Consider the following 7,930-nt stretch of genomic DNA (forward strand, 5'->3'; position numbering starts at 1 on the left):
AGCCTTCGACGCGCCCTGCTCCTGGCCGGTCGGCGGTCACCGGCCACCGGTCTCCGACGGTGCGTGGCCAGGCTCAGCCGAGCCGGATGGTGACGGTCGTCCCGTCGCTGCCGGAGGACCAGCCCTGGTCGCCGGACGCGCGGTCCCACGCGCGGTCGCCCACCGTGACCTTGGTGGCGCCGTACGCATCGGCGCGGGCCACCGCCCACTGGGCCACGGCCCAGGCCGTCGTGATGGAGCGCGTCGTGACGGTGAGCGACCCGTCGCCCGCCCGCACGGTGGTCACGCCCATCTGCTCGGCGAGGTCGCCCGCGACCTGCCGCGGGGTCGCGACGCCGCCCTTCACCGGGTCGAGCCGGCAGGTGAGGCCCGCGGGGGAGTGGCCCGTGAGGTTGGAGGCGAGCACCCGGCCCTGTCCCTCGTGGTCGCGGTAGGCCTCGGGGTAGCCGCTCTTCTGGACCCGCTGGGCGATCGTGGTGATGTCGGCCGACTCGTAGCCCTTGAACTTCTCGAGCGCGTCGTAGAACGCGTTCGTCGCGTGCACCGGGTCGAGGATCTGCTCCTCCGTGCCCCACCCCTGGCTCGGCCGCTGCTGGAAGAGCCCGAGCGAGTCACGGTCGCCGAAGCGCAGGTTGCGGATCTTCGACTCCTGGAAGGCCGTGGTCAGGGCGATGGTGGCCGCCCGCGGCGGCATCTGGCGCTTCACGGCCAGCGCGGCGATGAGTGCGGCGTTGCCGGTCTGCTCCGGGTCGAACGTCTCGGTCATCCCGCCGGCGGTGATCGTGCACTTCGGGCTCGCGACGCTGCGCACGAGCTGCCGCCCCCCGAACCAGCCGCCGGCCACCACGACCGCGAGCACCAGCAGCAGGATCAGTCGGCGGCGTCGGCGCCGCACGGCCACCCGCTGTCGCGAGCGGGCGGCCGACGGGCCGGGACGGTTGCTGGGCATCGGGTCCTTCGGTCTGCCGGCTCAAATCGGAGTCGGCTCGGTCTCGGCGGGGCGCCGGGTCGGTCAGTCGTTGGCGTGGAGCGCGTGGTTGAGGGTGATGCCCGTGCCCTTCCGGTCGCGGGCCTCGACGGCACCGGTCACGCTGTTGCGGATGAACAGGATGTTGCTCGAGCCCGAGAGCTCCCGGGCCTTGACCACGGAGCCGTCGGGCAGCGTCACCTTGGTCCCCGCCGTCACGTAGAGCCCGGCCTCGACGACGCAGTCGTCGCCGAGGGCGATGCCGATGCCGCCGTTGGCTCCGACGAGACAACGCTCGCCGATGCTGACGCGTTCCGTGCCTCCGCCCGAGAGGGTGCCCATGATCGAGGCACCCGCGCCGATGTCGGAGCCGTCCCCGACGACGACCCCCTGGACGATGCGGCCCTCGACCATCGAGGTGCCGAGCGTGCCGGCGTTGAAGTTGCAGAAGCCCTCGTGCATGACGGTCGTGCCGGGGGCGAGGTGCGCGCCGAGCCGGACGCGGTCGGCGTCGGCGATGCGCACGCCCTGGGGGACCACGAAGTCGGTCATCCGCGGGAACTTGTCGACGCCGTGGACCGAGACGTGCTGTCCCGAGGTGCGCAGCCGCATCCGAGTCTGCTCGAAGCCCTCGACGGGACAGGCACCGAGGCTGGTCCACACGATGTTGGGCAGGACGCCGAAGATGCCGTCGAGGTTGATGGCGTTGGGCTGGACGAGGCAGTGCGAGAGCAGGTGCAGGCGCAGGTAGGCGTCCGGGGCGTCCACGGGAGCGGCGTCGAGGTCGATCTCGACGAGACGCACCTCGGTGCTGACCCGGCGGACGGTGTCCTGGCCGGCGAGCGAGCCCAGGCCAGCCGGGGCCGCCGCCTCAGCCGGCGCCGCGCCGAGGGCCGGCTGCGGGAACCACGTGTCGAGCACCTGCCCGTCGTCGCTGATCGTCGTCAGTCCGTGTCCCCATGCGCTGCGCTCCGACATGGCGGCAAGGATATGGGCCGCCGGTGCCCACCGTGAAACGCGACCCACGGCCCGGACGGTCCCGAGCGGACTGCCCGTGGGTCGCTGCGGCTAGCCTTCCCCGTATGCCGTCCCAGCAGCAGTCCGCCCAGCCCTCCGTCCCGGCACGAGCCACCGAGCCTGCGGCCGGTCACGGCGTCACCCTCGACATCCACACGGACGTCACGACGCTGACGGCAGCCGTGTGCGACGTCGAGTCGGTCAGCCACGACGAGGCGCGCCTCGCGGACGCGATCGAGGCCGCCCTCCGCCCGCTCGAGCACCTGGAGGTCCTCCGCGACGGCAACACCTTGGTAGCTCGCACGTCGCTGGGACGGGCCGAGAGGGTCATCCTGGCCGGTCACATCGACACGGTGCCGCTGACGACCGTGCCCAACCTGCCGACCCGGCAGGTCGACGGTGAGCTGTGGGGACGCGGCACGGTGGACATGAAGGGCGGCGTGGCGGTCATGCTCCGCGTCGCGGCGCAGCTGCGCGAGCCGAACCGCGACCTCACCTTCCTCTTCTACGAGTGCGAGGAGATCGAGGCGGCCCACAACGGGCTGGCGCGGTTGGCGCAGTCCGCGCCGCAGCTGCTCGAGGGCGACTTCGCAGTGCTCCTCGAGCCGACGAACGGCGGGATCGAGGGCGGCTGCAAGGGCACGCTGCGGGTCGAGGTCGTCACCAAGGGCATCGCGGCGCACTCGGCGCGGCCGTGGAAGGGCCACAACGCCATCCACGACGCCGCGACGGTGCTCTCGCGCCTCACGGCCTACGAGGCCGAGACCGTGAGCGTCGACGGCCTCGACTACCACGAGGCGCTCCAGGCGGTGGGGATCAGCGGCGGCATCGCCGGCAACGTCGTCCCCGACTCGTGCACCGTCACGGTCAACTACCGCTACGCGCCCGACAAGGACACGGAGCAGGCGTTCGCGCACGTGCGCCACGTCTTCGACGGCTTCGACGTCTCCCTGACCGACGCGGCAGACGGTGCACGCCCGGGCCTCCAGCTGCCCGCGGCCAAGGCCTTCATCGACGCCCTCGGCGTGCCGGTCAGCCCCAAGGAGGGCTGGACCGACGTGGCACGCTTCTCGGCGCTCGGCATCCCGGCCGTCAACTACGGTCCCGGCGACCCCAACCTCGCCCACATGGACGACGAGCGCTGTCCCGTCGAGCAGTACACCGAGGCCGAGGCCGCCCTGCTGCGCTGGCTCGCTTGAGCTCTGCACATAAGGTGGCGCTGTGACCGACCCCCAGCCCGCACCCGTCACACCCGAGACCCCGCGCCGCGGTCGTCGCCAGACCGGTCCCGTCACCCTGCGCGGCCACAAGGTGCCCGCCACGACGACCGACCAGCGCCTGCTCGAGGGGCGCCAGCGCACCGACTGGCTGCACGCCGACCCGTGGCGCGTCATGCGCATCCAGTCGGAGTTCGTCGAGGGCTTCGGCACGCTCTCGGAGCTCGGTCCCGCGGCCGCCGTGTTCGGCTCGGCGCGCACGCTTCCCGACGACCCGGCATACGCCATGGGGGTGGAGGTGGGCCGGCTGCTCGCCGAGGCGGGCTACGCGGTGATCACCGGCGGAGGACCCGGCGCGATGGAAGCGGCCAACAAGGGAGCCTACGAGGCCGACGGCACCTCCGTCGGGCTCGGGATCGAGCTGCCGTTCGAGACGGGGCTCAACGAGTACGTCGACCTCGGCATCAACTTCCGCTACTTCTTCGCCCGCAAGGTCATGTTCCTCAAGTACTCCCGCGGCTTCATCGTGCTGCCCGGGGGCTTCGGCACCCTCGACGAGCTCTTCGAGGCGGTGACGCTCGCCCAGACGCAGAAGGTGACCGAGTTCCCCGTCGTGCTCATGGGCATCGCGTACTGGCAGGGCCTCATCGACTGGCTGCGTCAGACGGCGCTGGCCGGCGGGATGATCGGTCCGGCCGACCTCGACCGCCTGACCCTCACCGACGACCCCCGCGAGGCGGTCCGCGTCATCCGCAGCTTCGAGGAGAGCCGCCCGTGAAGTGGTTCATCCTCTTCGTCGGCATCGTCGTCCTGTGCTTCGTCGTCGCGCTGGTGCTCGGGTTCGTCGGTGGTGGGATGGGACGGCCGACGTCGAGCCTGAGCCACGAGCCGCTGCCCGACGAGCCGATCAAGGACTCCGACTTCGACGACCTCGTCTTCGACGTCGGGCTGCGCGGCTACCGGATGAGCCAGGTCGACGGGGTCGTCGACCGGCTGAGGCGCGAGCTGCGCGAGAAGGACGAGGAGATCGCCGTGCTGCGCGGTGATCAGCCGCGCGACGACGACACCGCATGAGCCAGCTGTCGCCCCTGCGCCCTCGGCGCGTCTTCGTCGTGTGGCTGCTCGCGATCTACGCCATGGCGCGGGTCGTCTCGACGACGATCCTGTTCGTCGTCATGCAGCACCAGGTGCCGAGCGGCATGACCGGCGGGGAGGACGTGCCCGTCACCTACTTCCCCTTCACGGCCCTCTGGGACGGGCAGTGGTACCAGACCATCGCCGAGCACGGCTACCCCGCGACCCTGCCGCGCACCGAGGGCGGCTCGGTCCAGCAGAACGCGTGGGCGTTCTACCCTCTCTTCCCGCTCCTGGCGCGGGTCGGGATGGCCCTGACCGGGCTGCACTTCCCGGCCGTCGGGTCGACCCTTGCCCTGCTGTGCGGCGCGGGAGCGGCGGTGCTCATGGGTCTGCTGCTGCGCGAGCGCATCGGCGACCCGGCGGCCTACCTGGTCGTGGCCCTCTGGGCCGCCTTCCCGGCATCGGTGACGCTGCAGCTGGCCTACACCGAGTCGCTCGCGATGCTGCTGCTCGTCGGCTACCTCTACGCGCTCGCCCGGGAGCGGTGGCTCGTCGCGGCCGTCGTCGCGCTGCTGCTGGGCCTCTCGCGTCCCATCGCGGTCCCGCTCGCCGCGGTCACCCTCGTGGTCGTCGTGGTGCGCTGGCGTCGTCGCCGCTCGCGCCCGATCAGCAGGGGGACGTATGCCGCCATGGCCGCCGCGCTGGCCGGCTGCGGTGTCGCCGGGCTGCTGTGGCCGGCCATCGCGTGGTGGCGCACGGGGGTGCGGTCCGCCTACACCGACACCATGGCGACCTGGCGCGCCTCCGGCACGGTCGAGCCGTTCAAGCCGTGGTCGGGCATGTCGACCTACGTGTTCGGCGTCACGTGGGGACCGGTGATGCTCTGGGTCGTGCCGCTGGTCCTCGTGGCCGTGGTGGCGGGGCCGTGGGCGCGGGGCCTCGGTGCCGACCTGCGCACCTGGTCGCTCGCCTACCCGGCCTACCTCGCTGCGGTGCTCGACCCGTACACGAGCATCTTCCGCTACCTCCTGCCCCTCTTCCCCCTGCTCGTGGTGCTGCTCGGGGCCGGCTGGAGAGACCGACGTGGCAACGGCTGGCGACGGCTGCTGTGGCGGTTCGTGCCGCTGGCCGTGCTGTGCGTGGTGGGTCAGTACTACTGGACCGACATCCTGTGGCGCTTCATCCCCCCGAGCGACTACCCGCCGTGACCCCCGTGCGTTGGGTCACGGACGCGACTGCCGCCGGTGGGTCAACTCAGGGTGTAGTCAAAGCTCGAAGTGGCAGATGATGCTGCTCCCGATGGGGTCATCGGCCCACCAGGCGCAACACCATCCCGCACCGCACCTCGTGTTCTCCGAGCCAGGTCTACCCACACGCGTCCAGAAGGGGAACCGCCGATCGTGGTGACGCCGAAACCGGTGCACGCGTTCCCGAACGGCGGGCGGCGGCATGTGCCTGCTCGACCCGCCGGAGCTGTCCCAGGGGGTCTCGCGTCAGCGCCTCGGGCGTCACCCCGACGACCACGACTCGGGCCGTCGACAGGTCGGACCCGGCGGTCACGGTCGCGTCCCAGTCGAGGCCGTCGGCGTGGAACTGACGGGACTGGACGAGCACCGCCATGCCGACGTCGTCGAACCACACGTCGGGGGAGGTGAGCCGTTCGCCGGCTGGCCCGGTGAGGAGCGGGTTGGCCATCGGCTCGGGCAGCCTGGGCGAGGTGCGGATCAGGGCGAGCAGGTCCGACTCGGGGACAGACCACGCGCCGGATGCGGCCTCGGCCAGCAGGCGTCTGAGCCGCACGGAGCCTCTGCGTCCACGGGCGTCGACCCAGTGCTCGAGGTCATCGAGCCTGACCATCCGCCGCTGCACGGCTTCGATCATGATGGCGCGAGCGCCCTCGCTCCTCGGGCCCCTCCGCTGTCGCGTCGACCACGGCCCTCGGCAGGCACCCCAGCCGGAGTGGCCCTCGCCCGACGACCGGCTCACCGAGCAGGGAGGTGGCCCGCACGTCCACCCAAGCGATGCGTCGCGACCGCTGAGGCCGCGGTACGAGAAGCCTGATCGGAAGAGCGAGCGAGCAGGACCGCAGGCCGTGGAGGGCCGCAGCGGTGGTGCCCGCCAACCAGGAGCCCGGACCGCCGAGGAGCTGGGCGGCCACGAGCCGCTGCACCTGCGAGGGCGGTCCCGTCTGCAGGGCGTAGACGCCGGGCAGCACCAGGCGCCGGTCACGCCCGATCCGCCAGCGCAGGGCCTCGTGCGTGACACCCGCACCGAGCAGCTGGCTCCGGGAGAGCACTCCTTCCTGCTGCGAAGCCAGAGCCAGGGCCGCGTGAGGAAGAGACATGACGAGAGCCTGTCTCCGGATGCGAGCAGCCGCACCGGTCGAGACACCGGGTGTGGATGCGCCGTGCGGGGCGGACGGGGGTGTGGACGGCGCCCGCCACACAGGGGACGTCGAGGCCCGCACCTGAGGCCGGAGCCGAACTCAGGAGCCGGTGTAGGTCGGCTTCTCCTTGGCCAGGAACGCGTCCACCGCGGCTCGGTGGTCGCTGCTGGCGCCCGTCAGCGCCATGAGCTGTGCCTCGTTGGCCAGCGCGTCGGCGAGGTGGGCGCTCGCGGAGTAGGCGACGGCGCGCCGGATCGAGCCGTACGCCAGGGTCGGGCCCTCGGCGAGGGTGTGCGCCAGCTCGGTCACCGCCGCCTCGAGCTCGTCGGCGGCGACCACCCGTGTGACGAGGCCCATGGCGAGCGCCTCCCGGGCCGAGACGGTCCTCGGCATCATCAGCAGCTCCTTGGCGCGGGCCGGCCCCACCAGCCGGGGCAGCGTCCAGGAGGCGCCCGAGTCGCAGGACAGGGCGATACCGGCGAAGGAGGTGTTGAGCCCGGCCTCCTCGGCGGCCACCCGGAAGTCGCACGCCAGGGCGAAGCTCATCCCGGCGCCGGCCGCGACCCCGTTGAGGGCTGCGACGACCGGCTTGTTCATCGTCGAGAGGGCCAGGACGATCGGGTTGTAGTGGTCGGTCACCGTCGTCGCCAGCGTAGACGTCGGGTCGCCCAGGTTGCGCACGTGCTCCTTGAGGTCCTGCCCCACGCAGAACGCCCTGCCCGTCCCGGTCAGCACGACGCAGCGCACCGCCGGGTCCTCGGCCACATCGCGCAGCGCCGCAAGGAGGGCGTCCTTGAGCGCGTCGTCGAGGCTGTTCATCGCCTCGGGCCGGTTGAGCCGGAGCCACGCGACGCCGTCGGACACCTCGACGATCAGGGGAGCGGGGGCGGTCGGTTCGGGGGTCTGCGTCATGGGCGCCACTCTGTCCCAAACCGCTCCGCGGCGGAAGCGCAGCAGGCCCCGACTCGCCCCGGCGTGCCCTCCATCACATCCCCAATTAGGTCTCGCAAACCAGACACGGAATAATGGAGCCAAAGACCCAGGATTCCTAGGGAAGGGGAACCATGGCAGCAATGAAGCCGAGGACCGGCGACGGCCCGCTCGAGGTCGTCAAGGAGGGCCGCGGCATCGTGCTGCGCATGCCTCTCGAGGGCGGTGGCCGGCTCGTCGTCGAGATGACGCCGGACGAGGCCGCGGCCCTGCGCGACGCGATCCAGGGCTGTGACGGCGTCAGCTGACCCTTCCGCCTGACAGGCAGACGGCCCC

The 7,930-nt window shown here is 71.9% G+C and carries 9 protein-coding genes; 5 read left to right on the forward strand and 4 right to left on the reverse strand.

Annotation, left to right across the window (positions count from 1 at the left end; all coding sequences use genetic code 11):
* Positions 1-73: 73 nt before the first annotated feature.
* Complete coding sequence (locus ABD241_RS01515; RefSeq protein WP_344057742.1) at positions 74-949, reverse strand: hypothetical protein; 876 nt, start codon at positions 947-949, stop codon at positions 74-76.
* A 63-nt stretch (positions 950-1,012) separates the two neighbouring features.
* Positions 1,013-1,945 (reverse strand): 2,3,4,5-tetrahydropyridine-2,6-dicarboxylate N-succinyltransferase, encoded by a 933-nt coding sequence (gene dapD, locus ABD241_RS01520; RefSeq protein WP_344057744.1) that lies wholly within the window; start codon positions 1,943-1,945, stop codon positions 1,013-1,015.
* Positions 1,946-2,049: 104 nt separating this feature from the next.
* Here dapD and dapE point away from each other — a divergent pair, with 104 nt between their 5' ends.
* The 4 genes from dapE to ABD241_RS01540 are packed head-to-tail and all read left to right on the forward strand — an operon-like array spanning position 2,050 to position 5,486.
* A complete protein-coding gene (gene dapE, locus ABD241_RS01525; protein ID WP_344057746.1) occupies positions 2,050-3,183 on the forward strand; it encodes a succinyl-diaminopimelate desuccinylase in 1,134 nt (377 codons plus the stop codon).
* 22 nt (positions 3,184-3,205) lie between these two features.
* The gene (locus tag ABD241_RS01530; protein WP_344057748.1) at positions 3,206-3,979 is read left to right on the forward strand and encodes an LOG family protein; all 774 of its coding nucleotides are present in this window, start codon (positions 3,206-3,208) and stop codon (positions 3,977-3,979) included.
* Entirely contained in the window at positions 3,976-4,275 is a 300-nt protein-coding gene (locus ABD241_RS01535; protein WP_344057750.1) for a hypothetical protein, read from the forward strand. The genes ABD241_RS01530 and ABD241_RS01535 overlap by 4 nt, the downstream gene beginning before the upstream one ends.
* Positions 4,272-5,486 carry a hypothetical protein gene (locus ABD241_RS01540; RefSeq protein WP_344057752.1) on the forward strand — a complete coding sequence of 405 codons (1,215 nt, stop codon included), beginning with the start codon at positions 4,272-4,274 and terminating at the stop codon, positions 5,484-5,486. The genes ABD241_RS01535 and ABD241_RS01540 overlap by 4 nt, the downstream gene beginning before the upstream one ends.
* A 157-nt stretch (positions 5,487-5,643) precedes the next feature.
* Here the strand turns inward: ABD241_RS01540 and ABD241_RS01545 are convergent, their stop codons facing one another.
* Positions 5,644-6,159, reverse strand: a complete 516-nt coding sequence (locus tag ABD241_RS01545; protein ID WP_344057754.1) for a hypothetical protein — start codon at positions 6,157-6,159, stop codon at positions 5,644-5,646.
* A gap of 604 nt (positions 6,160-6,763) precedes the next feature.
* The gene (locus tag ABD241_RS01550) at positions 6,764-7,576 is read right to left on the reverse strand and encodes an enoyl-CoA hydratase/isomerase family protein (RefSeq protein ID WP_344057757.1); all 813 of its coding nucleotides are present in this window, start codon (positions 7,574-7,576) and stop codon (positions 6,764-6,766) included.
* Positions 7,577-7,728: 152 nt separating this feature from the next.
* Here ABD241_RS01550 and ABD241_RS01555 point away from each other — a divergent pair, with 152 nt between their 5' ends.
* Positions 7,729-7,902, forward strand: a complete 174-nt coding sequence (locus ABD241_RS01555; protein ID WP_076262632.1) for a DUF3117 domain-containing protein — start codon at positions 7,729-7,731, stop codon at positions 7,900-7,902.
* Positions 7,903-7,930: the final 28 nt, after the last annotated feature.

Source organism: Terrabacter lapilli (genome assembly GCF_039531305.1).
Lineage (GTDB): Bacteria > Actinomycetota > Actinomycetes > Actinomycetales > Dermatophilaceae > Terrabacter > Terrabacter lapilli.